Genomic DNA, 25,222 nt, shown 5'->3' on the forward strand with positions numbered 1-25,222 from the left:
CACGCTACCACTAACTGAACATCCGAAAATGACCATTGTTAAATTGTTTTCCTATCTACTTACCTCACTATTCTTCATTTGTTTTGGATTGGTTTTGGTCATTTTTCATCCCATCCAATGGGTCTGCCTAAAGATTTTTGGGTACAATGCCCATAAAGCAAGTGTTTCCATCCTCAATTGGCTCATTATGCGATGCACCAACCTATTGGGCACCCAATATAACTTTGAAAACACCCACAATATTCCCACAAATAGACCTTTGATTGTGGTTTCCAACCATCAGAGCATGTACGACATCCCTCCTATTATTTGGTACATGCGAAAATATCATCCCAAATTTGTAAGCAAAATTGAACTAGGCAAAGGTATCCCAAGCGTATCGTTTAACTTGAGGCATGGTGGTTCGGCATTGATTGATAGAAAAGACCCCAAACAGTCCATTGCCGAGTTGCAAAAATTGGGCAAGTATATTGAAAAGCACAACCGGAGCGCAGTGATTTTTCCTGAAGGAACCCGCAGCAGAAATGGTCTTCCCAAACCGTTCAGGACCACTGGACTGAAAGTGTTGATGAAAAATGCCCCTTCCGCCTTGATAGTTCCCATCAGTATTAACAACTCTTGGAAATTGCTACGCTACGGAAAATTTCCCATGGGGTTGGGCTCCCATCTCAAATTCAAAGTGCATCCGCCTATAGAAAACAAAGGGAATGTTGATGAGCTCATTGCTCAAGTTGAAGCCACCATCGCTTCTGGAATAACCACGGACAAATGAATCACGACCAACTTATACAAAATACTATTTCCTTCGTAAAAAAAGAATTGGAAAATGCAGAAGGAGGCCATGATTGGTTTCATATTCAACGTGTCTTCAACACAACTGGATTATTATCCAAATATGAGAAGGTAAATATCCTAGTTGTGGAACTCGCAGCATTGTTGCACGACATTGCCGACCCCAAATTCCATCAAGGGAATGAATTCATAGGCCCGGAATTGGCCAAAAAGTTTCTGCAATCCCAACAAGTGGACAAGTCCGTTATTGACCATGTTGTGAACATCATCCAGCATATGTCCTTTAAAAACAGCTTGGAGAAAAATAAGGCAACCTTCACCTCCAAAGAACTAGAAGTGGTCCAAGACGCCGATCGTTTGGACGCCATTGGCGCTATAGGTATTGCCCGAACCTTTAATTATGGAGGCTTTAAAAATAGGGCGATGTACGACCCCAACATTCCTCCCAACCTCAACATGACCAAAGAGGAATATAAGGTATCCAAAGCCCCGACCATTAACCATTTTTACGAAAAGCTACTACTGCTCAAGGACCGCATGAACACGGAAACTGGCAAAAAACTGGCATTGCAGAGACACCAGTTCATGGAAGCCTATTTAAATCAGTTTTTTAGTGAATGGAACGGTGATAGATAAGGCTTTTGTCTCTAGCAGTTTTTTGTATCTTGTAATCTGAATCAAACCTAACACAATGCAAAGAAGAAAATTCATTCAAAATGCCGCAGCGGCCTCCGCTGCGTTTTCCATTGTGCCCAGCCATGTTCTGGGCAAAACCCATGTTCCTCCAAGTGATACGCTTTATGTTGGCGCTTTTGGTGTCGGTGGTAGGGGAAGCGGAGTAATCGGTGGGTTAAATGAAACCGGCAAAGTAAAATTTGTATCGTTCTGCGATGTAGATGATAGACGCGCCAAATCTACTTATGAGCGTTTCCCTGATGTAAAACGATACAAAGACTTTAGAAAAGTCTTCGACAAACATTTGAATGATATTGATGCCGTTATGGTAGCCACTCCCGATCATACCCATGCTGCCATAGCACTTCCATTTATGCGGGAGAAAAAACATGCCTATGTTGAAAAGCCCTTGACCCACAATATCCATGAAGCCCGTTTGATGACCCAAGTGGCCAAAGAAAACGGTATTGTTACCCAAATGGGGAACCAAGGAGCTTCCAGTGATGACAGCCGTATTGCTCGCGAGTGGGTAGAATCAGGAATTATTGGAAAGATCCATACCATTGATTGTTGGACCAACCGTCCTGTGTGGCCACAAGGAGTTGCCGTACCAACGGAAAAACAACAGGTGCCAAAGGAACTGGATTGGGATTTATGGTTAGGCCCTGCCGCCATGCGGGATTATAATGAAGCTTACCTGCCATTTAAATGGCGTGGTTGGTGGGATTTTGGAACAGGTGCTTTGGGCGATATGGGCTGCCATATCATGGAAACCCCTTTCAGCGTGCTTGATTTAGGATATCCTACTGAGGCCGAAGCGAGTTGTACTACGGTTTGGGTAGGCGATTTTGTGGAGGCTGATTATAGCCCTTCTTGCCCTCCTTCTTCCAAAATACATTTGAAATTCGACCATGAATACCACGGAGATATTGCCTTGAACTGGTATGATGGTGGTTTAATGCCAGATTTACCAGACGAACTAAAGGATGGCGAAATGGTAGGCAACAGGGATGGTGGAACCATCATGTATGGCGAACGTGGTATTTTGGTTTGTGATACCTACTCTCAAAACGCACGCCTGCTGCCAACAGATATGATGGATCTTTACAAAACACCTAAAGCAAAATACCCAAGAGTACCAGGTAGTATGGGCGGTCATATTGCCAACTTTGTGGATGTATGCCTCAACGGCGGATCCACTTCTTCAGACTTCTCAAAAGCAGGTCCTTTGACCGAAACTGTACTTATGGGCAACTTGGCCGTAAAAGCCTATCAATACAAAGTATTGAAAGAAGGTAAAAAGGTTGGTGATTGGGATCCATATGATTATCCAGGAAGACGTAAACTTTTCTGGGATGGTGAGAACATGAAGATAACCAATTACGACAAAGCCAACGAATGGGTCACTAGAGACTATCGTAAAGGCTGGGAATTATCATAATTTTCAAAATTACTACATTGCACGGTTGATATGGGCAACAAATAGCCCATATCTCTGTGATTTTCACTTAGCTAAACAACACATATATGATGAAAAAAGCATTTTTATTGCTATTTGCTTTGGTAGTGGTTATTGCCTGTAAACAAAGCGCCAAAGAAAGCCAAAATACAGTGGAAGCGACCCAACCCTTGGGAGCTGAAAACCTTGCATACCAATGGAGCCAAATGGCCATCACGGCTACGGCCAACGACACTGAAAAATTCAAACCAAGACCCACCATAACCTCTAGGTTTTTGGGGTTGATATTTGTTTCCGTCTTTGATGCTTGGTCCCGATATGACGAAAAAGCCATTCCTGTTTATCTGGAAGGCGTGGAAAGGCGCCCAATAGATGAACAAACCTTAAAAAACAAGGAAATTGCCATTAGTTATGCCGCTTACAGGGCCATGAACGAATATTATTATTCGGACAAGGAGCTCTTTACCGATTTTATGAAAGAGCTTGGCTTGGACCCCAACAATGAAAGTTTGGACCCCAATACCCCCGAAGGCATTGGAAATTTGGCAGCCAAGGCTGTCATTGAGGCCCGCAAAGGAGACGGCGCCAACCAATATGGTGAAGAGGAAGGCTCCAACGGGATACCCTACTTCAATTATGTGGGATATGAACCTATAAATTCCGTCGACAACAATGTGGATCCCAACCGCTGGCAGCCCAAATATTTTTCGGATGGAAAAGGAGGAAAATTTGCCCCAGGGTGCCTTACCCCTTTTTGGGACAAGGTAAAACCCATATCAATGAAATCCGGAGATCAGTTTCGACCTGGACCTCCTCCACAGATTGGCTCTGAACAACTTGAGAAAGAAGTGCAGGAAGTCATTGAAATGCAGGCCAACCTAACCGATGAACAAAAAGCCTTGGTGGAGTTCATGCGGGACGGGCCACAATCGGTACAACAAGCAGGACACTGGTTGAAGTTTGCCCAAGAAGTATCCATTAGGGACAACCACACCTTAGATCAAGATGTGAAAATGTTCTTTTACAACCAAGTGGTGGCCATGGATGCTTTCATTGCCTCATGGGACAGCAAAATGTTCTATGATTTTGCCCGACCTTTTGCTTTGGTACACGAATATTACGACCAGCAGAAAATCAAAGCTTGGGGTGGAGTCGGAAAAGGGATGATCGAGATGGATGGCAACCAATGGCGCCCCTATTCCCCCGATACCTTCTTGTGCCCACCATTTCCTAGTTACACCTCGGGCCACAGCACCATTAGTGGGGGTTGTGCCGAAGCGTTGAAGCTTTGGACGGGTAGTGATGAGTTCGGCTCTGAAGTGGAACTCGTGGCCGGCTCCCTTACCGAACCAGAAAACCTTGGGGACACTGTAACCCTTAAGTTTCCCACGTTTACCAAAACAGCCGAAATGGCGGGAATTTCAAGAGTACTTGGTGGGTATCACATCCAAGCGGATAATATTGCCGGATTGGAACTGGGCCGCGACGTAGCCCATGAGGCTTGGAAATTCTACAAAAAGCATGTTGGGGAAGAAGAAATGTAACCTACGCCCCTAAGGGTGTTAGCTTCCTATTTGCTTTTGATAGTGGTTTTTGACCAATTCGTTTTCGGTGAGTGAAATGGCCTTTTCCAAAGCAGCTTTTTGTTGATCGGGGTTACCTAAATCGGACCAAAGTTCGGCTTTGATGGCATGGAACAGTGCCTGATTGGCAAAATCGTTTTTTTGCTCCAATTGCTCCAGTTCCCTAAATGCTTTTTCGGCACCATGGATTTTGGTAAAGGCAACTATACGATGTAACGCCACCATGGGTGATGGCTCCAGTTTTAATTGTAGGTCATATAGATAAAGTATGTTCTTCCAATCGGTCTCACCAAAGGTTTTGGACGTAGAATGATAGTACGATCGGGCCGCTTCCAAATGGTATTTGGAAGGGGTCCCATCTTTGGTTCCCGCATTTTCTAAATGTCTTATGCCTATTGTAATCAATTCTTGGTTGTATTTGCTGCGATCCTGATATTCCAAGGTCACCAACTCACCTTTATCATCCAACCGGGCATCAAAGCGGGAAGCATGAAAGCACATCAAAGCAATCAAAGCTTCCAAATTAGGGTGTTGGCAATAGGTATTTTGCTGCATCAACAAGGCCAAACGCAAAGCCTCGTAGCAAATGTCCCTTTTAATGATCAAGGTGCCCGAAGTGGCAGCATAGCCTTCCGAAAACAACAGATAAATAACCTGTAATACGCGAAACAAGCGAGACTGTAACCCCATCTCCAAAGGAATCTTGAGCATTTTAACCTCTTCCCGGAATTTTTTCTTGGCCCGAGTAAAGGATTTGGCTACCGCTTCCTCCTTTTTCAATAAGGCTTCTGCCAATTCCTTATTGCTGAAACCGCCAATGAGTTTTAAACTCAACACTATTTGATGTTCTTGCGAAAGCGTGGGGTGGCAACAGGCGAATATCATTTTCAATTGACTGTCCGAAAGGGTAGCATCCAAAGTGGGGTCGCCATTTTGCTCCGTACCGCTCAGTTGGGGCAATCGTTCCGTATCTTGAAGGTCCATTTTTTTGTCCCGCCGCAATACATCGATCAGCCGATTGCTCGCCACCCGGTACAACCATGCGGTGGGTTTATCTGGAACGGATTTGTAGGCCCACACTTGCATGGCTTTGATAAAAGTATCTTGGGTGGCATCCTCAATCTGTTCCAAATGGGAAGTACCAAACTTATGGGTCAATAGGGCCACCACTTTCCCATATTCCTGTCTAAAAAGGTGTTCTATGGTTGCGTGGTGGTCCTGTGGCATTACTTTTAAAAGACTATTTTCTTAATTGCGTCATTTCGAGTGGAACGAGAAATCTCTTATGGTTAGATTTCTCACATTTGCTAGATTTCTCACATTCGTTCGAAATGACTATTTGTACATCAGTGCTCCATGGAGAGGATCTCGCGAACCTCCACAAAGCTTCCCTCATAATCAAAAATGGGGCAGCCTTTGGAAATTTCCACCGCCTCGTCATAGTCCTTGGCAGATACGATCAAATATCCCCCCACCATTTCTGCTCCTTCCGCAAAGGGGCCATTAGTGACCACTTCACCTCTGTTGTGGACTACTTTTCCATCTTTTCCCAAAGGGAGTCCGTCCAATAGCTTTCCTTTTTCTCTCAAGCCGCCCATCCATTGGCCCCATACCTCCATGTGGGCTTGTTTTTCTTCTTGGGACAATTTGTCAAAGGCTTCATCCCCGCCTCTGAATAGATACAAAAAATTACTCATGACTTTTCGTTTTGTGTCCTTTTTCGGGACTGGTTATACATTGTCTTCATCCTAAGGACGAAAACGCAACCCCTATTTGGACAGTTCTTTAAAAATAGTTGAAAAATAGATTTCCCCGTCGCATACGACCTCGAAAAGACCTTATCAAAATAATTTCATTTGACCATTTTTGTAGGGTTCGTGTAAATCCGTCCGCAATCTAGGAAACTGTCTGTCCTTAAAATATTTCTGACGGGCCAAGTGGGCCATGTCGTGAATCTGTTGGGCAATTTTTCCTTCTCCCCTGCTTCGAATCCCAAACCGGCTATCGTTTATAGATCCTCCGTGACAGTCTTGAATCAGGTGTAAGACTTTTTCGGCCCGATCCGGTAGGGCTTTTTTGATCCAATCGGTAAAGATTTGTCCAATGGCCCCATTCAACAGTACTACCGTAATGGCAAACGAACGGGCACCATGATCGGCCACGGCTTTGGCCAAAGGCAAGAGCTCATGACTGTTGATGCCCGGTATCATGGGCGCCAACATGGCATTGACTGGAATGTTGTTCTCGGATAGGACCTTAATGGTCTTCAACCTTTTTTGGATGGACGCCGTCCTTGGTTCCAGTTTTCTTCGGGTTTTTTCCGAAAGGGAGGTCACCGAAACATTGACCCCCACCAATTGATGGGTATTGAGCTCTTTTAAAATATCCAGGTCGCGCAACACCAACGCATTTTTGGTAATGATCCCCACTGGGTGGCGGTATTTTAGGAAGACCTCCAAGCACTTGCGGGTAATCTCGAACTTTTGCTCGGCGGGTTGATAGCAATCTGTATTGCCCGAAAGCACAATGGTGCACGCCTTCCAGTTTTTGTGTTTGATCTTGGCCTCCAACAGTTCCGGGGCCGCCTTTTTGACCAAAATCTTACGTTCAAAATCCAAGCCCGCGCTATAACCCCAATACTCATGGGCATTGCGTGCATAGCAATAAATACAACCATGTTCGCAGCCTTGGTAAGGGTTCATGGAGTACATCATCCCCACATCTGGGCTATCTACCTTGTTTACAATGGTCTTGGGAAAAATGGGTATATATTGGGTCTTGTTGCTCTCGGCCTCCTCTCCCTCCAAACGGCAGAACTCCAGAAAATCCTCACGCATTTCGTACACGTGCTGCAAAAACTGATTGGGTGTATTTTTCTGGGCTCCTCTGCCTTTTTGGTATTCTTTGGGTTCCATGTTTTTGGATTTATTCCAAATTTATGGATTATTTCCTTTGATTGGCTTTGGGTGAATGTTAAAAGGTGATGGGAAAAGGGTGATGGGTTGATAGTTAATGGTTAATGGTTAAAAGGCATAAAACTGTCATGATGAATTTAGTTCAGCATTGTATTGACCTGTTTCCAAAAGGATGGGTACCTGAAAAGGATTCTTCGTCGCACTCAGAATGACATGTTGATGAACGGATAGGTGAAGGGTTTTCACCAGCTCCTTCGACTGTTCCTTCGGACAGGGTCAGAAATGGGATGGAGTCTTGATGTCATTTCGAGTGAAACGAGAAATCTCATCATAGTTCACCAGTAACTTTTAGATTTCTCACTCCCGACAACCATCGGGATGTTCGAAATGACTTGAGGTCCTGAATATTTGGACTTTCCACTTACTCCTTGGACTACCCTTCGACCTCACTTTCGACTTGGCTCAAGGCAAGGCTCAGGACAGGGTTCAGGGCATGATTCTCGACTGCGCTCGAACTGACAAAGGTAACAAAAGCTTAGATTGAAGAAGTATTCAAACCGTGCTCAGGACAGGGTCAGGAATGGGATGGAGTCTTGACGTCATTTCGAGTGTAACGAGAAATCCCATGTTTCACTGGCAACCTCTAGATTTCTCACATTCGTTCGAAATGACTTGAGGTCCTGAATATTTGGATTTCCCACTTACGCCCTGGACTACCCTTTCGACTTCTCCTTCGACTGTGCTCCGGATAACAGCTCAAGGCAAGGCTCAGGACAGGGTCAGAAATGAGATGGAGTCTTGATGTCATTTCGAGTGCAACGAGAAATCTCATCATATTTCACCGGTAACTTTTAGATTTCTCACATCTCCTTCGACTGCGCTCAGGACAGGGTTCGAAATGACATAAAAAAAGAAAGAGCCCCGGACGGGACTCTCTCATTAGGTATGTATGGAAAATTGAACCTAATTGGCTTCTTTGGCCGCAAAGTAACGGTACAAAGGTGCCATTTTTTCTTCGTAGGACATGCTGTCCCAATCTTTGGCCTTGCTGCTTGGGGCCATTTTGCCAGCGGCAGGGTCTACATCCTCGGTCTCGATGACCAAAAGGGGTCTTAGGTCCATTTTGTTGGGATTGTCACTTGAAATGAATTCCAAAACTACTTCATCACTATTAAGTTCAGTCTCATCAATACGCAAACGCATTCCTTTATTCTCTTCTGGATTACATATCCATTGGTTCATCAAACTTCTAGGCAATGGAATGGCAACCCATCCAACGGTTCCGGAACCTTCAGCAAGTTCATTGAACTGGATTGGAACGATATAGTCATCATTCCCCGTGTTTAGACCATAGTCAAATAAAAAACTTTGACCTCCTTCAACAAACCAATTTGTATCTGCATTTCCCAAAAACCAAGTCGCTTCCATTTGTTCGAACATTGGATCATTTGTTCCCCCATTATAAAAACCACAATACAATTGGATTGCCGGTTGATATATGCCAACTCCTGTCTTTGTATAGCTTGACAAATACACATATAAGGTGGCTTTATTGATATAAAAACCATCTGTACAGGTCTCCGATCCTTCGACCAAATCAGTGGTAATGTCATCAATGCCCGCAAAACGTATCACACTATTTCTTTTTATGGTTTGATTATTATTATCATGGGATACCCTAAACACATGGTTACCACCAAAGTTTGTAAAAGTGGCCTGCCCTGAAATATAAGCATCGTGGGTGCCATCATACCCTTTAAATCCATCTTGGAAATAAAACTCCATGTTGGGTTTGTCGCTACCGTCTTGGCCGTCATTTCCCGGTGCCCCTTGGCAGTCCAATGCGTCAAAAACACCATCTTGGTTAATGTCCTCCGAAGGCTCTCCTACTCCACTTTTATCCGTATCCCAGCAGGCAATGCCGTCTTTTCCGGGAGCCCCGGAGTCTCCTTTAATACTATCTCCCTTGGGACCTCTCTCACCTTGGTCTCCTGTACAAGAGGCCATAATTATGGACATTCCCAAAAGGGCCATGCCCAGTACTTTTGTTGCTTTCATGCTTTTTTTTGTAATGTTATTATTACTAAATGTACATATGCCAATTTGATATTTTGGAGCCTAGTTGACCTGTGACCTGTTTGGATTGACGGTTAGCACATATGAATTGACCGTAACAGATTCTTCGCTTCGCTCAGAAAGACAAGGCAGGTGATGGGTTGATAGTTGATGGTTAATGGTTAAAAGGCGTAAAACCGTCATGCTGAATTTAGTTCAGCATCGCATTGACCTGTTTCCAAAAGGATGGGTACCTGAAAAGGATTCTTCGTCGCACTCAGAATGACATGTTGATGAACGGATAGGTGAAGGGTTTTCACCAGCTCCTTCGACTGTTCCTTCGGACAGGGTCAGAAATGGGATGGAGTCTTGATGTCATTTCGAGTGAAACGAGAAATCTCATCATAGTTCACCAGTAACTTTTAGATTTCTCACTCCCGACAACCATCGGGATGTTCGAAATGACTTGAAGTCCTGAATACTTGGACTTCCCACTTACGCCTTGGACTACCCTTCGGCTGCCCTTTCAACTTCGCTCAACGCAAGGCTCAGGACAGGGTCAGAAATGAGATGGAGTCTTGATGTCATTTCGAGTGCAACGAGAAATCTCATCATATTTCACCGGTAACTTTTAGATTTCTCACATCTCCTTCGACTGCGCTCAGGACAGGGTTCGAAATGACATAAAAAAAGAAAGAGCCCCGGACGGGACTCTCTCATTAGGTATGTATGGAAAATTGAACCTAATTGGCTTCTTTGGCCGCAAAGTAACGGAACAAAGGTGCCATTTTTTCTTCGTAAGACATGTTGTCCCAGTCTTTGGCCTTGCTGCTTGGGGCCATCTTCGTAGTCGCAGGATTTGCCTCCGTGGTTTGCACTACCAATAAAGGCCTTAGATCTACATTGTCATGTTCGCTAGAAAAGAACGTAATTGAAGCTGATCCTGCGTTTGCTTCAGTTGTTAATCTCAACCGCATACCTTTATTAAGGTTATCTGGGTCGCCACAAATCCATTTGGTTACAAAATCACGTGGCAAAGGAATCGCAATCCAACCCATATTTTGAGAAGTCGTGGTGATTAAAGGCATGTAATGAGTGTAACCATCGGAACCAGGAAATGGATTTGTATCCCATAAACTTCCAGCTCCTGTTAAAAAACCCCAAGTATCAACTTGATTGGCAACAGTCCATGAAACATCGGCCTCCGAAAATAACGGGTCTCCATCTTCATAGAAACCAAGATGTATGTACCCTGGAATAGCACTGGAAGCAGTTGAACTTCCTGCATATAGATATAGTATAACTTGGTCTACCCTATAACTATCCCCACAATTGGTATTGTCGGTATCAAACGCAGTATTTACTTTATCGGAGATATCATCAAACCTCAGAAGAGAAAATCTCCTAAGATTCGGATTTTCCAAATCTTCACGAATAGCTAACGTCCCGTCATTGCCATCTGCTTCACCTAGGGGGCTGATTCGGGCATCCTGTGTTCCTGTATAATCATTGTACCCATTTTGAAAATAGAACTCCATATTGGGTTTATCACTACCATCTTGGCCGTCAGCGCCGTCCTGACCATCAGCCCCATCGGCACCGTCCTGACCATTTTGACCATTGATTCCATCCTGGCCATTTAAGCCATTTTTTCCGTCTTCCCCAGAACAAGAGGCCATAATTATGGACATTCCCAAAAGAGCCATGCCCAGTACTTTCATTGATTTCATAATTTTTTTGTTTTACCGTTATTAGAAACCAAAAGTACGTGGGGCCATTGGGTATTTTAGGGCCTAGTTGATACATGCCCCTTTCCAATTGACGGATGGGCCTTTAGAATTGATAGACGTGAAATACGTGTACGAATTTTCGGATGGGACGTGTTGTAGATCAGTTAAAATCTACCTTGACCAGCTGCTTTTTGCTGCCGCGTTTGGCATAGAAGAGCATATTGTCCCCACTTAGGTCCTTTAAGGGTTTGGAGACCATTAAGGGCAAACGGGCCTCTTGTTGGTCTATGATCTTTTCATAGTCCATTACCCCGTTTTGGTCCAAAGAGATCATAAAGACATTACGGTTACGGCTAAACCCTTGCTTAAAGATCAGACGTTCGTTGCCAATAAGTTGTGGATTGTCCGCTGCGGTGCAAATAAAGAAGTAGGTGTTACCGTCCTTGCAATAGGAGCTATAAGAGGCATAGTCGCCATCACCTTGGGTAACCTCGGTCTTGTTAATGTTGCGTACCCAATCCATTTCGCCATTGGGTTTTAATTTGGCGCTTACGATGTCGTTATGGTGAAACCGTTCTGTTTTAATGCGTTGTCCTGCACCGGTAACCTCCATGCCAGTGGTAACAAAGTACTCTTCGGCATTAAAGAAAATCTCTTCCTGAGAATTTACATGCACCCCCTTAAATACCAAATTCTTGACCACCTTGTCCTCTTCCCTACCAAACTTGTCTTCCATAAATTGTAGGGAAAATGAGTTGTACTTTTTGGAGTTGATGTCGAGGGAAGTCGGATTTACATCAAAATAGGCAATTCCGTTGTAGCGATTGTCCTTTCTATCAGCATAAAACCCAATACAGACCAGTCTGTTTTTAAATCGGACAGGATATAATCCCTCGGGATACTTCCCTGCGTCCACAAATGACTGTGTATTGCTTCCGCTACTATTAACCCTTATAAGTTCGTATTGGAACTTGCGCTCATCAACCTGAAAACGCTTCTTTTTAAAATAGGCTTTGCCTACAATATATGCGGTCTGAAGGTCCTGTGAGAAGGCCACGTTCTCAAAGGCATAATTCTTTTCTTCGATCTCATGGGAGAAATCGAACTCAAACTTTTTGTTCAGCGCAGTATCAAACAAATGGATCATGTGTTTGTTGCTCTTGCCCCTTTTATGGTGGGTACTGATTACAAAACCTCTTTTCTGCTCATCAAAAAGGATGGCGGTGGTAAACCCCTTGGAGAAGTTTCTATTGTAGTAGTTTTTGCCAACAGGGTCGTGTACTTCTTCCGAAGCAATGGAAAGTAACTTCTTCTCCTTAAAATTAAAAGTGATAATTGGGCTGGAATGAACCCAATACTCATATTCGCCCCTACCTTGGTTATAATTGAGGAACATAAGGTTCAATTGGCCATTTTTAAGGAACCCATCTACAAAATCGAGTCCCTTGAGCTTGTAATTATATTCCGTTACCAGCTCTAAATTGCTATTGTAATGCTCTATGAGATAGCCTTTGGGTTTTAGGATAAGTCCTTGGTAGTAAGCTCTCACCAATATGTAACCCCCAGTACCATCGTCATCAATGGTCAACAGGTTGGAATAGCGGTAGCGATCATTGTACTTTTCACCAAAATTGTAGGAAACGGGCATTTTCTGGGCAACGCCCACTATTCCTATCAGAAGAAGACCTAATAAGGCTATTTGTTTTTTCATTGTGATTTGGGTTGGTCGTGCCAACGGTCAAGACCCAGGAAAATCTGCCTTGCGCTTTTCCAAAAAAGCCGATGTTCCTTCCCTGAAATCATCGGTACCAAAACAATGGCCAAAGGCATCTATTTCTGCGGCATAACCATCAACATCATACTTAAAACCAGCATTTACCACTTTTATTGCCTGTTTTACGGCCACGGCGGAATTATTCGATATCCTGCTTGCTATTTTAATGCACAATGGCAATAGTTCTTCTGGGGAGACCACATGGTTCACCAAACCGAAGGAAAAGGCTTTATCCGCATCGATCATACCGGCAGTCATGATCATTTCCATGGCCCTTCCCTTGCCTACAAGCTGTGGTAAGCGTTGGGTGCCTCCATAGCCCGGTATAACCCCTAGAGACACTTCGGGAAGACCCATTCGGGCATTGGTGCTCGCCACTCTAAAATGACAGGCCATGGCCAGCTCCAGTCCTCCGCCAAGTGCAAACCCGTTAACGGCCGCAATTACCGGGGTGGAAAGGTTTTCCACAAAGTCGAACAAACTTTTTTGCCCCATAGCGGCTAATTGACGCCCTTCTTTTACTGAAAAATGGGCAAATTCAGAAATGTCCGCACCGGCCACAAATGCCTTTTCCCCGCTACCCGTGACAATGATGACCTTGGTGTCGGCATCCTCGTCCAACTCCTTAAAAGCCACATGCAGTTCCTCAATGGTGCGCTTGTTAAGGGCATTTAGTTTTTTGGGGCGATTGATGGTAATCGTACCAATGTTGTTCTCTTCCTCAATGTAGATGTTCTCGTAGTCCATGTGTTGTTTATTATGGAGGCTCGATTGCGCTCGACCTGACTATTTCTAGGATTCTTTAGGAAATCTGACGGTAAACACGGTTCCCTTACCCACTTGAGAAGTAAAGTTAATGGTTCCGCCATAGTTTTCCACAATGTTCTTTACCATACCAAGGCCAAGGCCAGTACCACTGGATTTGGTGGTAAACTTGGGCTCAAAGACCTTTTGCCTGTACCCATCCGAAATGCCCACTCCATTGTCTGCCACGGAAATCTTTACTTGTTCCCCTTCCGAGGAAACGGTTACCAAAATTCGGGGAGATGCTACTTCGGGAACGGCCTGTATGGCATTTTTCACCAGATTGGTAATGACCCTGATCAACTGGGTTCGGTCCAGTTTGGCAATGATCTCTTCCTCATCTGCAATAAAATGGATGTAGTCTTCGGTAAATATTTCAAGGGCAAGCCTTACGATTTTAACCACGTTCAAAGTTTCGTTCTGTTGAGCGGGCATGTTTGCAAAGCTGGAAAAAGCCGTGGCAATATTGCTCATGGTATCTATTTGCTGCACCAAGGTTTTTGAAAATTCCTTGACCTTGGTTTGGATCTCCGGGTCGTTGGGGTCAAATTTGCGTTCAAAATTCTGTACGGTAAGCCGGAGAGGAGTCAACGGGTTTTTAATTTCATGGGCTACCTGTTTGGCCATTTCACGCCAAGCCTGTTCGCGTTCGCTCTTGGCCAATTTTACGGCACTTTCCTCCAATTCATCGATCATTCTGTTGTACGAATCCACCAACTTCCCTATTTCTTGCCCAGGATTTTCAATATGGATCTTTTCATTCTGTCTGGTAAGGTTGGTCCGGTTGATCTTATCGGAAATGGTCTGGAGCGAGCGGGTAATGTATTTTGAAATAAAGTAGGCCAGAAATATGGCGGAGAGCAACATCACCAAGTACACTCCTCCCAAACGGAAGAGAAATTCAGTAAGCTCTTTATTGTTGAAGGTATTGTCCTCAAAATACTGAAGGTTCACTATACCAATAGGCTTAAACCTTGTATCATTGATGTAGGTATAGGTAGCTTGGTAATTGTCTCCGGCCGCACGCTGCTCCTGCACATACCGTTTGTCATCGCTGTCACGAAGGCGGTTCAGTATTTGTGCATCCAAACAATTGGAAATGGAGTCGGCTTCAAAGCTCGGTCTTGAGCTCTTGACCAAATTCCCCTCAAGGTCGTATATATTAAAGTTTACGTTTTGTACATCGGCTATCTTATAGATTTCATCCATAAAAATCAACCCAAGGTTATCTGTGTTCACAGGGTAAGTAGTCTCCCGTATGGTGTACGAAATGCTCTGGAGCACTTGCTCTTCCTTGCGTTCCACCCTGTCTTCATGGTAGTCCCTTCCCTGCTCATTATATTGGTAAATGGTAACCCCTGCAATCAAAATGGAGGCAATGACCACCAACATGATCATGCTGAAGAATATCCGGGATCTTAGTGACAGTTTACTGAACAAGCTTACTTGATTTGAGGTAAAATTACACAATTATCAAGCCAAATGAGGCACAAGAGTAAGTACAAGTTCAAGCTCAAAATTAGGTTCCTACTAATTTAACTGAGCTTGAACTTGATATTTGAACTTTCTTAAGCATTGGGATTCTTGTCCCGGATACGTTTATAAAGTTTAATGCCCAACATCAAAAGAATGCCCAGCACCACAATACCAATAACCCCATAAATCCAATTGAACGCACTTTTTAGAATCACCAGAAACACGATGGCAAAGAGGATCAAGGTGGCCCCCTCGTTCCAGATGCGCATGAATTTGGATGTATATTTTACCTCATCCCGCTGCAATTGCTTAAAAATTTGATGGCATTTAAAATGATACCCAAACAACAGCAGTACAAATCCCAATTTTACATGCATCCAAGGTTGTTGCAGCCATGAGGGTATCAAAATAAGCATCCAAACCGCAAACAGGGTGCACAGAATGGCCGAAGGCCATGTGATGATGTACCATAGGCGTTTGGTCATCAGCTTCAATTGGTCGGTCAGGATTTCCCGCTCCGGGGAAGGTTTTTGCCAAGCTTCAATATGATAGATGAACAGACGGGGAATGTAGAACAGTCCCGCGAACCAAGTGACCACAAAAATGAGGTGCAAAGATTTAATGTAAGGGTAAATCAACAGTACGCTCTTTTAACGATTTCAACCGAAGTGCCAACACCCCTCTTCCCCAATGTCATTTGCTGGAAAAAGGCTGTCGGCAGTCATCAAAGTTACGGCTCTTTGTTTAAGTCCGATGCATTATTGTATTCAATTCCTGTATCCTCCAAAAGCAATTGATTGAAGCAAGACACCTAAATCTCGCTCCAACCTAAACATGCTTTCTATTCCTCTACACTCAAATAATCCAATCCTAATTGGTTAAATTCATTATTGAACGCATCAATTTCTTTGTCCACCAAAGCGTCAAAGGCAGTCAATTGTTCCTTTATCTTTCCTGAAAGTTCATTTTTTACAGCCATATCCTGTTCCGTTGGGGGAAAGTCGTCTATGGATACCAAACTGTTCAGGTGGGCCAATTTATTGGTCAATCGAATAGGAAAGTTCAGAGGGTCTTGGTTACTCCTATTCTGGGTCTGGTACAAAGCCTTTTCAATTTCCCCAAAATCTTCCTTCATTTTTTCGGCCTTTTCCACCAAGGCCTTGGTAGCTTCATTGTCTTTGTACTGTTTTACAAAAGCATCCAGCTTTTCATTGATTTTCCGGATTTTTTTGATGGATTGATGGGCCCTATCCACCGTTTCATTGATGTCGGTAATAAAATCGAACTGCTTTTGCATATCGGCCACGGAAACTTCCGCCCTTGGATCGGGAAGAATCTTAAATTCCTGGGTCTGATCCGCACCATTCACATTCAAGTGCACTTTATAATTTCCCGGAACCGCCTTTGCACCATCCAAATTGGCCCACCAAAGAATCATTCCCTCCAATTTTTCCGCTCCTTTGCCACGGGTATCCCAAACATGGGTATTGCCCCCTTTCTTGGCCGTAAGCTTTTTGTCCTTGTCCTTGGCATAGGTGCTATAGGAGGCCAAAGTATCCCCGTTCATTTTGGTATAAGTAAGGACAACGCTGTCTTTTTCCGAAAGATTTTTGAGGTAAAAATGGGTGACCACGCCATTGGGGTGGTTCTGTCCCTCGGTTTTGGACGGGGTCTTGACCACTCCCCCCTTGGTACGATAACTGTCCTTTGGGTGGAACAAAATGGCCTCAGCCGATTTTTTGGAGGCATCCAATTGATGCAAAACCGTAAGGTCATCAATAATCCAAAGGCTTCGCCCCTGGGTGGCCACGATAAGGTTGTTGTCCTTAATGGTCAAGTCGGTAATGGGAACAATGGGTAAGTTCAATTGGAATTTCTCCCAATTTTGGCCATCATTGAAGGAAATGTACATCCCGGTTTCCGTCCCGGCATATAACAATCCTTTTCTCTTTGGATCTTCACGTACCACACGGGTAAAATGTTCATTGTTGATTCCATTGGTGATTTTGGTCCATGTTTTTCCATAATCCGTGGTCTTGTAGAGATAGGGCGTGAAATCCCCCAATTTGTAACGGGTGGCAGCCACGTAACAGGTCCCTTCATCAAAAGCGGAGGGTTCAATACTGTTGATCATGCTCCACTCCGGCATGATATTGGGCGTTACATTTTCCCATGTTTTTCCACCATCTTGGGTCACATGGATGAGACCATCATCACTTCCTACCCATAACAGGCCTTCTTTCAAAGGACTCTCATTGGCAGCAAAAATGGTACAATAATATTCCACACTGGTATTGTCCTGGGTTATTGGACCGCCACTGGATACCAATTTTGTGGGATCGTTTCGGGTAAGATCATCGCTCAACAAAGTCCAACTTTGCCCTTCATTGGTACTCATGTGCACATGGTTGGAAAAGGTATAGAGCTTTTTGGGATCATGCTTGCTGAATATGATCGGGAAGTTCCATTGGAAACGGTATTTCATTCCCTCAGCACCGTAACCCATAGGGTTATCCGGCCATACATTGATGCCCCTAACCGTTTTGTTTTTGTGGTTGACGCGAGTCAGGAATCCTCCATAACTACCTCCGTACACAATATCATCATTGGTAGGGTCTACTACAATGTGCGCGGATTCGCCTCCGGCAGTTTCTTCCCAGTCGTCCTCTCCTATGGAATTGTCATCACTCCGGTGGTTGATCCGCAAAGTGGAATTGTCCTGCTGCGCTACATAAATGCGGTACGGAAAGGCGTTATCCGTGGTAACTCTATAAAACTGGGCAGTGGGTTGATTGTAGTAGGTACTCCATGTTTCCCCACCATCGTAACTGATCTGTGCGCCACCATCGTCCCCAATGATCATCCGTTTTGAGTTCTCTGGAGCGATCCAAAGGTCGTGGTGGTCTCCATGTGGTGCATTAAAGGTATTGAAGGTTTTCCCTCCATCTGTACTTCTATGGTATTGGACATTGAGCACGTATACCACATCTTCATCTTCCGTATCGGCATAGACACGGGTATAGTACCAAGCCCTTTGGCGCAATTTGCGCTCCTCGTTTACGCGGGTCCATTTTTTTCCTCCATCATCCGAACGGTATAAGCCTCCTTTTTCCTTGTTTTCCACAATGGCCCATACCCTTTCACTGTTTTTAGGGGATACGGTCACACCAATAATCCCCAAGGTATCTTGCGGAAAACCATCATTCTTTGAAATCTCTGTCCAAGTCTCTCCACTATCGGTGCTTTTCCAAAGTGCAGAACCTTCGCCACCACTACTTAGACTATATGGAGTACGTTGCACCCTCCATGTGGAAGCATACAATATTCTTGGGTTGTTGGGGTCAAAAGTCAAGTCTACAGCACCAGCATGTTCATTCACAAAAAGAATCTGTCTCCAAGTTTTACCGCCATCAGTAGTCTTATATATTCCACGTTCTTTGGTAGGTTTATAAATATTGCCCATTACCGCGGCATAAACAATATCATGGTTTGTGGGATGGACCTTTAATCTAGGGATATGCCTTGTGTTTTCAAGTCCCATGGATACCCATGTTTTTCCACCATCTTCGGTTTTCCAGACACCATATCCTGAGGACACATTACCCCGTACCGTTTTTTCCCCTCCTCCAACATAAATTACATTGGAATCGCTTTTGGCCACTTCAACCGCACCGATACTTCCTCCAAAATAGCCATCCGAAATATTCTCCCATGATCGACCACCATCCGTGGTCTTCCAAACTCCACCACCAGTGGCACCAAAGTAAAAAAGGTTGGGTTCCCCGGGGACTCCTGTAACGGCAGCGGAGCGACCACCACGAAACGGACCTATCAATCGATATTCCAAACTGGAATAGATTTCCTGCGGATATTCAGGGGTGGTTTGGGATTTCTTTTTTCGTTGGGATTGCCCAGGTACAATACAAAATACAATGGCAAGTAAGAGTAATGCCATCTTGGAAAAGCAAGTATTCATTTTCAAAGTGTTAATTAGTCGTGTCTAAATGTAATGAAAAAGCAAGAAAAAAGGTTTCACAATATTTTGTAATTTAACTCCCTCAATTAAATCTCAACCCATACTATGCGAAATTATTTTGGGCTCATCGTTCTTATCGTTCTGATGGCAGCCTGCAAAAACCAATCAAAATCCCAAGAAGAAGAAGAACAAACCGTAGACACAACTGAGCAAAAAGAATCCGAATGGATCTATCTTTTTGACGGCACCAGCACCGAGGGCTGGCGCGGCTACAACATGGAGACCCTTCCCCCTGGCTGGATCATAAAGGACAGCACCCTGACCTTCGACACCGAACTGGGCATGGAGCAGGACTACAAGGGCGGAAAGGACATCATCTACGGCGCCGAGGAGTTCGAGAATTTTGAGCTCTACATGGAATGGAAGCTCCCCGAAGGGGGCAACAGTGGTATTTTCTACCATGTCAAGGAAGGTTACGACGGTCCCCCAGTGGTATCGCCCGAATATCAGCTCATCGATGACGAGAACTATGCCCGCATCCATGACCTTACGGCCTACAACACCAGTCTGGGCTATACCGATAAACCTGAAGAGCTCAAGCCCTTGCAACAGACCGGGGCCGATTATGCCATGCATCCTCCGAAGGCCGACAAGACCCTGCATCCCGCTGGGGAATGGAACAGCTCCAAGATTGTCTTCACCCCGGAAAAAGTGGAGCACTGGCTCAATGGCGAATTACTACTATCATTTGTTCCTTGGGACGAGGCCTGGCAGGAAAAGAAGAACTCGGACAAATGGAAGAACAGTCCTGACTACGGAAAATTCAAGACAGGGTTCATTGCACTTCAAGACCACTCCAGCCCAATTTGGTTCCGAAACATTAAAATAAAAAAATTATAATCCGCTAAAACCAACCCATGAATAAAAGAGAATTCATTAAAAAGAGTAGTGTAGGTGCCCTGGGCATCATGGTGGCCCCTTCGTTGTTGAAAGGAGCCCCTTTCAAGGAAAGATTACGAACTGCACACATCGGTGTGGGGAACATGGGCGCTGCCGATCTTAGCGCCATATCGTCCCATGGTTCCGTGGACGTGGTGGCCCTGTGCGATGTGGATGCCGTGAACCTCTCCGCTGCGCGCAAACTGCACCCAACGGCCCGTGTGTTCTTCGATTACCGTACCATGTTGAAGGAAATGGCCGATCAAATCGATGCCGTGATCGTGTCCACCCCGGACCATACCCACGCACCGGCCTCCATGATGGCCATGGAGATGAACAAACCCGTCTACTGCCAAAAACCGTTGACGCACTATGTATCGGAGTCCCGCGCCATGAAAAAGATGGCCGCCGAAAAGGGCCTAGTGACCCAGATGGGTATCCAGGTACACTCTTTTTACGATTATAAACTCGCCACACTTTTAATCCAATCCGGAATCATAGGCAAGGTGCACACCGTGCATGCCTGGTCCCCCAAGAACTGGGGATACGACGGCCCCCTTCCGCAAGGAGAGGACAAAGTCCCAGCGCAGTTGGACTGGAACCTTTGGTTGGGAACTTCTGCCAAAAGACCTTATAAAGAGGGAATGTACCATCCCGGCAATTGGAGAAAGTTGATGGACTACGGCTGTGGCACCTTGGGTGACATGGGTGTGCACATCTTTGACACCCCGTACAACGCCCTTGAGCTGGACGTTCCCATGACCATTAAGACCGAATGTCGACCTTCCAATGGGTTTGGATACCCAGAGAATAACGTGGTAACCTATGAGTTCCCGAGCACACCGTACACCTCCAAGACTTTCAAGTGGGTTTGGTACGATGGCCCTGGAGCCCCAGATATGCATGAGGACTTAATTCTACCTGGTGCCAAGAACATGGCCGCTAAGAAATCAAATAAAGAGGAAAGTGTAGAGGACAAAATATCACTGGACGCCAAGGTGGCCGGAGAGGGCGAGCTGCCAGAACAGGGAGCCATGTTCGTAGGTGAAAAGGGACGTCTGTTGCTCCCCCACTTCATGCAGTTGCCCAAGAAAATTATTCGAGGAAAGTACGTGGACATCTCCAAGGAAATTGCCAAGTTGAGCGAGAAGCACAATCTGGGCGAACCTATCAGAAATTATGAGTCCGAAGGACCCAAGCACTACCACCAGTTCGTGGACGCTTGTCTGGGCAAGGCCGAGACCACGGCACCCTTTGAGTATGGGGCCAGGCTCACCGAGACCATATTGTTGGGCACCATTGCTGGAAGGTTCCCCGGGGAGACCCTCCACTGGGACGCACAAGCGGCAAAGTTCAAGGAGGAAAAGGCCAATGCCTACCTTTCTGGAGACTATAGGGATTTTTAGAACTCCCCTATTATGAATAGGTCCGTACTGACCCTGCTGATCCTACTACCATTACTTTCGTTTTCGCAGAAGCGTATTCGGGATTATGGTGTTGAGATTGGAGTGCTCAGACCAGGACAATACAATGCAATTACCGACGTGCCTGGGGTGCGGTTGGGACATGTCACCTTGATAAAAGGCGACAGCATCCGTACCGGGGTCACGGCGATTCTTCCCCATTCCGGGAATCTCTTCCAAGAAAAAGTTCCGGCCGCCATACATGTGGGCAACGGTTTTGGAAAACTGGCCGGCAGCACCCAAGTGAAGGAACTGGGCAATTTGGAAACCCCTATCATCCTGACCAATACGTTGAGCGTGCCCACGGCCGTAAATGCCGTTATAGGATACACTTTACATCAAGAGGGCAACGAAACGGTCCGTTCCGTAAATGCCGTAGTGGGCGAAACCAATGATGGGTATTTAAACGACATTCGAGGACGCCATGTAAGCGAAACGGATGTACTACAAGCCATTTCAAAAGCAAAAACTGGAGCAGTTCCTGAAGGCAATGTTGGTGCGGGAACAGGCACCATTTGTTTTGGATTCAAGGGAGGGATAGGAACCTCTTCCCGTATACTTCCCAAAAAACTGGGAGGATACACAATAGGTGTATTGGTACAGACCAATTTTGGAGGTGTTTTGCAAATAGCGGGTGTGGATGTGGACAAGCAGCTCGACCGTTATTCTGAAACACTTAAATATTCTGCTGATGGCTCCTGTATGATGGTGGTTCTGACCGATGCCCCATTGGATGCCCGCAATTTGGAGCGATTGGCCAAACGGGCCATGTTGGGCTTGGGCAAAACCGGAGGGATTGCGAGTAACGGTAGTGGGGATTATGTGATTGCCGTTTCCACGGCAGAGGAATGTAGAATCCCGTATGAAAGTGAAAATCCCATTCAAACTGTACCAACCTTACGCAATGAGGCCATGAGCCCACTTTTTTTGGCTACCATAGAAGCTACTGAGGAGGCCATCCTTAATTCTCTTTTCACTGCTGAAACCATGACCGGTCGTAATGGCCATACCATTGAGACCCTCCCAAAGAAAGAGGTGCTTAAAATGCTCCAAGCGGCTCATAAAATGGACTAACACTTCATTCCATCCTTTTTTCTTCGCGCGTTGCGTAACATTCCACTTGAATTTTACACTAACCTAATAGAAACTCTATAGTTTTTTTATAGTTTTAAAAGCATAATACCTAAAAAACACTACCATGGATATTTTTGGAAAGATCAAGGAAAAACTCACCAACGAGTTTATTGACATTATTGAATGGCTCGACTATACCGACGACACCATTGCCTATCGGTTTGAGCGTTATCAAAATGAAATAAAGAACGGCGCAAAGCTGATTGTTCGCGAAGGGCAAACCGCCGTTTTCATCAACGAAGGTCAATTGGCCGATGTCTTTGAACCGGGCACTTATGACCTTACCACACAAAACCTACCGATTTTGGCTACTTTAAAAGGATGGAAATACGGGTTCAATTCCCCATTCAAGGCCGAAGTGTATTTTGTGAACACCCACTTGTTCACTGACGAGAAATGGGGCACCAAGAGTCCCATCACTTTAAGTGACGACCGATTTGGTTTGGTTGAAATTCGCGCTTTTGGAACCTATGCCTTTAAAATTTCGGATGCTGGCAAATTCATCAAAGACATAGTTGGTACGGATAGCAACTTTACCAATTTTGAGATCAACGAGCACCTCAAAAGTTTAATTGCAACAAGATTCACGAATACCGTGGGCCAAGCCAATTTGCCCATTGAATTGTATGCCGCCAATACCACCGAACTTTCAGATACCTGCCGCGAAGTCATGTCCCCTGAGTTTGAAAGTGTGGGCATTTCCTTGGAAAAATTCTACATTGAAAATGTCTCCATGCCCGAAGATCTTAAAAAGGAAATCTTCGAGTATAGTCGTATTGACAAGCTTGATTTGGACAAATTGACCAAATTCAAAACTGCCAAGGCCATTGAGGCCGCTGCCCAAAACGAAGGGGGAACCGCCGGAGCTGGAATGGGCATGGGTATGGGATTTGTTTTGGCCCAACAAATGGGTGGTATGATGGGCAATACGCAAGCATCACCACAACAAGCCGCCCAACCCGTTGGAGGAGCTGTTCCACCTCCTATGCCAACACAAACCTTATATTATTATGCATCCAACGGGGTACAACATGGACCAGTGACCTATGAGCAAATGCAATCTCTTTTTGCATCCCGGGCCATCAATCGTGATAGTTTGGTATGGAAGCAGGGCATGGCCGCATGGGCTTCCTTAAAAGAGGTGGAAGAATTGAAATCGTTCTTGGGAGGCAACACACCGCCGCCGTTACCAGGACAATAATTTTTGTCATTTCGAAATGAGTTGCAAAGCAACGATTGAGAAATCTAAGTAATTACACATTGAGCTTTCTCAGTCGCTAGCTCCTTCGAAATGACAGCCTATCAATTTTGATATGGATTTCCGCCTACACGGAAATGAAACTATGGAAGAACAAAAAATCCAAAAAACCGAGCTCAAAAAAGCCTGCACCAACTGTGGTGCCGAGCTAAAATACAAGCCTGGGACCACCAGCATAAATTGTGAATATTGTGGTCATGAGGAATCAATTGCTATAAACGAAAATGGTTTTCAGGAACTGGAGCTGTATCCCTACCTTAAAGAAATGGGCTCACAGAAACACAGTGAGGAAATCTCCATGTTGCACTGCAAAAATTGTGGCGCCAATCAACATGTGGAAGAAAACTATAAGTCGCTCCACTGTGTATACTGCGGCATGCCTCTGGTGATTGAAGATGCCTATAAGGAAGATTGGATCTTACCTGGCGCGGTGCTCCCCTTTCAGATTGATCAAAAGAAATCCTTTATCATTTTCAAAAATTGGGTAAACCGGTTGTGGTTTGCCCCCAACAAACTGAAGAAGGCCGCTTTGGACCCTCAATTTACCAAAGGGCTCTATTTACCGTATTGGACTTTTGATGCCCAACTTGCAGCAAGCTATACGGGGCAACGGGGGGAATATTATTACGAAACCCGAAGGGTCAGAAACTCCAACGGAAAAATGGTGACCCAACAGGTTCGCAAAACCCGATGGTATCCTGCTTCTGGGGAGATTTCTGGTTTTGTGGACGACACCCTCATCAAGGCGTCCCAACAAAAATCGGGAAGGATCCCCCAAAAAATCGCCCAATGGAACCTCCAAAAACTGCAACCATTCAATAGTGGCTTTCTCTCTGGGTTTGTTACCGAAAAATATACCATCCCGTTGAAAGATGGGCACCTCCATTCCAAAGATGTGGCCCGAGACATTGCCATGCGCTGGTGCCGACAGGATATTGGTGGGGATACCCAACGGGTGACCCACATGGATATGGAGCTGTCCGAGGAAACCTTTAAACATATTTTGTTGCCCGTTTATGTAAGTGCTTATCGCTATAAGGGCAAGGAGTACAATTTCTTTATCAATGGTGAAAATGGACAGATTTCCGGTACCCGGCCGTACAGTGCTTGGAAAATCTTTTTAGCAGTACTATTTGGATTGATTATCATTGCTCTGCTGGTGTACTTTGCAAAGTAATTTTCCTTGCTT

At 45.0% G+C, this 25,222-nt stretch carries 19 protein-coding genes; 9 read left to right on the forward strand and 10 right to left on the reverse strand.

Features of this window, described 5'->3' with window-relative positions; translation table 11 throughout:
- Nucleotides 1-34 precede the first annotated feature (34 nt).
- The 4 genes from ACP14V_RS15990 (at nt 35) to ACP14V_RS16005 (ending at nt 4,470) form a co-directional block, all read left to right on the forward strand.
- The gene (locus tag ACP14V_RS15990) at nt 35-772 is read left to right on the forward strand and encodes a lysophospholipid acyltransferase family protein (RefSeq protein WP_272609318.1); all 738 of its coding nucleotides are present in this window, start codon (nt 35-37) and stop codon (nt 770-772) included.
- Entirely contained in the window at nt 769-1,428 is a 660-nt protein-coding gene (locus ACP14V_RS15995; RefSeq protein WP_272608944.1) for an HD domain-containing protein, read from the forward strand. The genes ACP14V_RS15990 and ACP14V_RS15995 overlap by 4 nt, the downstream gene beginning before the upstream one ends.
- Nucleotides 1,429-1,483: 55 nt before the next feature.
- A complete protein-coding gene (locus tag ACP14V_RS16000; RefSeq protein ID WP_272608945.1) occupies nt 1,484-2,908 on the forward strand; it encodes a Gfo/Idh/MocA family protein in 1,425 nt (474 codons plus the stop codon).
- A gap of 86 nt (nt 2,909-2,994) precedes the next feature.
- Entirely contained in the window at nt 2,995-4,470 is a 1,476-nt protein-coding gene (locus ACP14V_RS16005; RefSeq protein ID WP_272608946.1) for a vanadium-dependent haloperoxidase, read from the forward strand.
- Between the two features lie 18 nt (nt 4,471-4,488).
- On the opposite strand, the gene ACP14V_RS16010 is transcribed toward ACP14V_RS16005, so the two are convergent.
- The 10 genes from ACP14V_RS16010 to ACP14V_RS16055 all read right to left on the reverse strand — a co-directional run bounded on the left by ACP14V_RS16010 (nt 4,489) and on the right by ACP14V_RS16055 (nt 19,218).
- Entirely contained in the window at nt 4,489-5,736 is a 1,248-nt protein-coding gene (locus ACP14V_RS16010; protein WP_272608947.1) for an RNA polymerase sigma factor, read from the reverse strand.
- 119 nt (nt 5,737-5,855) lie between these two features.
- Nucleotides 5,856-6,206 carry a YciI family protein gene (locus ACP14V_RS16015; protein ID WP_272608948.1) on the reverse strand — a complete coding sequence of 117 codons (351 nt, stop codon included), beginning with the start codon at nt 6,204-6,206 and terminating at the stop codon, nt 5,856-5,858.
- A gap of 144 nt (nt 6,207-6,350) precedes the next feature.
- Nucleotides 6,351-7,424 (reverse strand): PA0069 family radical SAM protein, encoded by a 1,074-nt coding sequence (locus ACP14V_RS16020; protein ID WP_272608949.1) that lies wholly within the window; start codon nt 7,422-7,424, stop codon nt 6,351-6,353.
- A 963-nt stretch (nt 7,425-8,387) separates the two neighbouring features.
- Nucleotides 8,388-9,482, reverse strand: a complete 1,095-nt coding sequence (locus ACP14V_RS16025; protein ID WP_272608950.1) for a hypothetical protein — start codon at nt 9,480-9,482, stop codon at nt 8,388-8,390.
- Nucleotides 9,483-10,222: 740 nt separating this feature from the next.
- The gene (locus tag ACP14V_RS16030) at nt 10,223-11,209 is read right to left on the reverse strand and encodes a hypothetical protein (protein ID WP_272608951.1); all 987 of its coding nucleotides are present in this window, start codon (nt 11,207-11,209) and stop codon (nt 10,223-10,225) included.
- A 160-nt stretch (nt 11,210-11,369) separates the two neighbouring features.
- Nucleotides 11,370-12,920: a hypothetical protein gene (locus ACP14V_RS16035; protein WP_272608952.1), complete on the reverse strand. Its 1,551-nt coding sequence runs from the start codon at nt 12,918-12,920 to the stop codon at nt 11,370-11,372.
- Between the two features lie 27 nt (nt 12,921-12,947).
- The gene (locus tag ACP14V_RS16040) at nt 12,948-13,730 is read right to left on the reverse strand and encodes an enoyl-CoA hydratase/isomerase family protein (RefSeq protein ID WP_272608953.1); all 783 of its coding nucleotides are present in this window, start codon (nt 13,728-13,730) and stop codon (nt 12,948-12,950) included.
- Between the two features lie 45 nt (nt 13,731-13,775).
- The gene (locus tag ACP14V_RS16045) at nt 13,776-15,185 is read right to left on the reverse strand and encodes a sensor histidine kinase (RefSeq protein ID WP_272609319.1); all 1,410 of its coding nucleotides are present in this window, start codon (nt 15,183-15,185) and stop codon (nt 13,776-13,778) included.
- A 170-nt stretch (nt 15,186-15,355) separates the two neighbouring features.
- The gene (locus tag ACP14V_RS16050; RefSeq protein WP_272608954.1) at nt 15,356-15,901 is read right to left on the reverse strand and encodes a CopD family protein; all 546 of its coding nucleotides are present in this window, start codon (nt 15,899-15,901) and stop codon (nt 15,356-15,358) included.
- Between the two features lie 203 nt (nt 15,902-16,104).
- Nucleotides 16,105-19,218: a VPS10 domain-containing protein gene (locus ACP14V_RS16055; protein WP_272608955.1), complete on the reverse strand. Its 3,114-nt coding sequence runs from the start codon at nt 19,216-19,218 to the stop codon at nt 16,105-16,107.
- Nucleotides 19,219-19,344: 126 nt separating this feature from the next.
- On the opposite strand from ACP14V_RS16055, the gene ACP14V_RS16060 reads away from it, so the two are divergent.
- From ACP14V_RS16060 to ACP14V_RS16080, 5 genes are all read left to right on the forward strand, one after another.
- Entirely contained in the window at nt 19,345-20,139 is a 795-nt protein-coding gene (locus tag ACP14V_RS16060; protein WP_272608956.1) for a 3-keto-disaccharide hydrolase, read from the forward strand.
- Nucleotides 20,140-20,156: 17 nt separating this feature from the next.
- Nucleotides 20,157-21,584: a Gfo/Idh/MocA family protein gene (locus ACP14V_RS16065; protein WP_272608957.1), complete on the forward strand. Its 1,428-nt coding sequence runs from the start codon at nt 20,157-20,159 to the stop codon at nt 21,582-21,584.
- A 12-nt stretch (nt 21,585-21,596) separates the two neighbouring features.
- Nucleotides 21,597-22,715, forward strand: coding sequence for a P1 family peptidase (locus ACP14V_RS16070; RefSeq protein WP_272608958.1), 1,119 nt, complete (start codon nt 21,597-21,599; stop codon nt 22,713-22,715).
- A gap of 124 nt (nt 22,716-22,839) precedes the next feature.
- Nucleotides 22,840-23,976, forward strand: coding sequence for an SPFH domain-containing protein (locus tag ACP14V_RS16075; protein WP_272608959.1), 1,137 nt, complete (start codon nt 22,840-22,842; stop codon nt 23,974-23,976).
- Between the two features lie 142 nt (nt 23,977-24,118).
- On the forward strand, nt 24,119-25,210 hold the full coding sequence (locus tag ACP14V_RS16080) for a DNA helicase PriA (protein WP_272609320.1): 1,092 nt from the start codon (nt 24,119-24,121) through the stop codon (nt 25,208-25,210).
- The last annotated feature ends 12 nt before the right edge of the window (nt 25,211-25,222 follow it).

The organism is Flagellimonas alvinocaridis, from assembly GCF_965248585.1.
GTDB classification, from domain to species: domain Bacteria; phylum Bacteroidota; class Bacteroidia; order Flavobacteriales; family Flavobacteriaceae; genus Flagellimonas; species Flagellimonas alvinocaridis.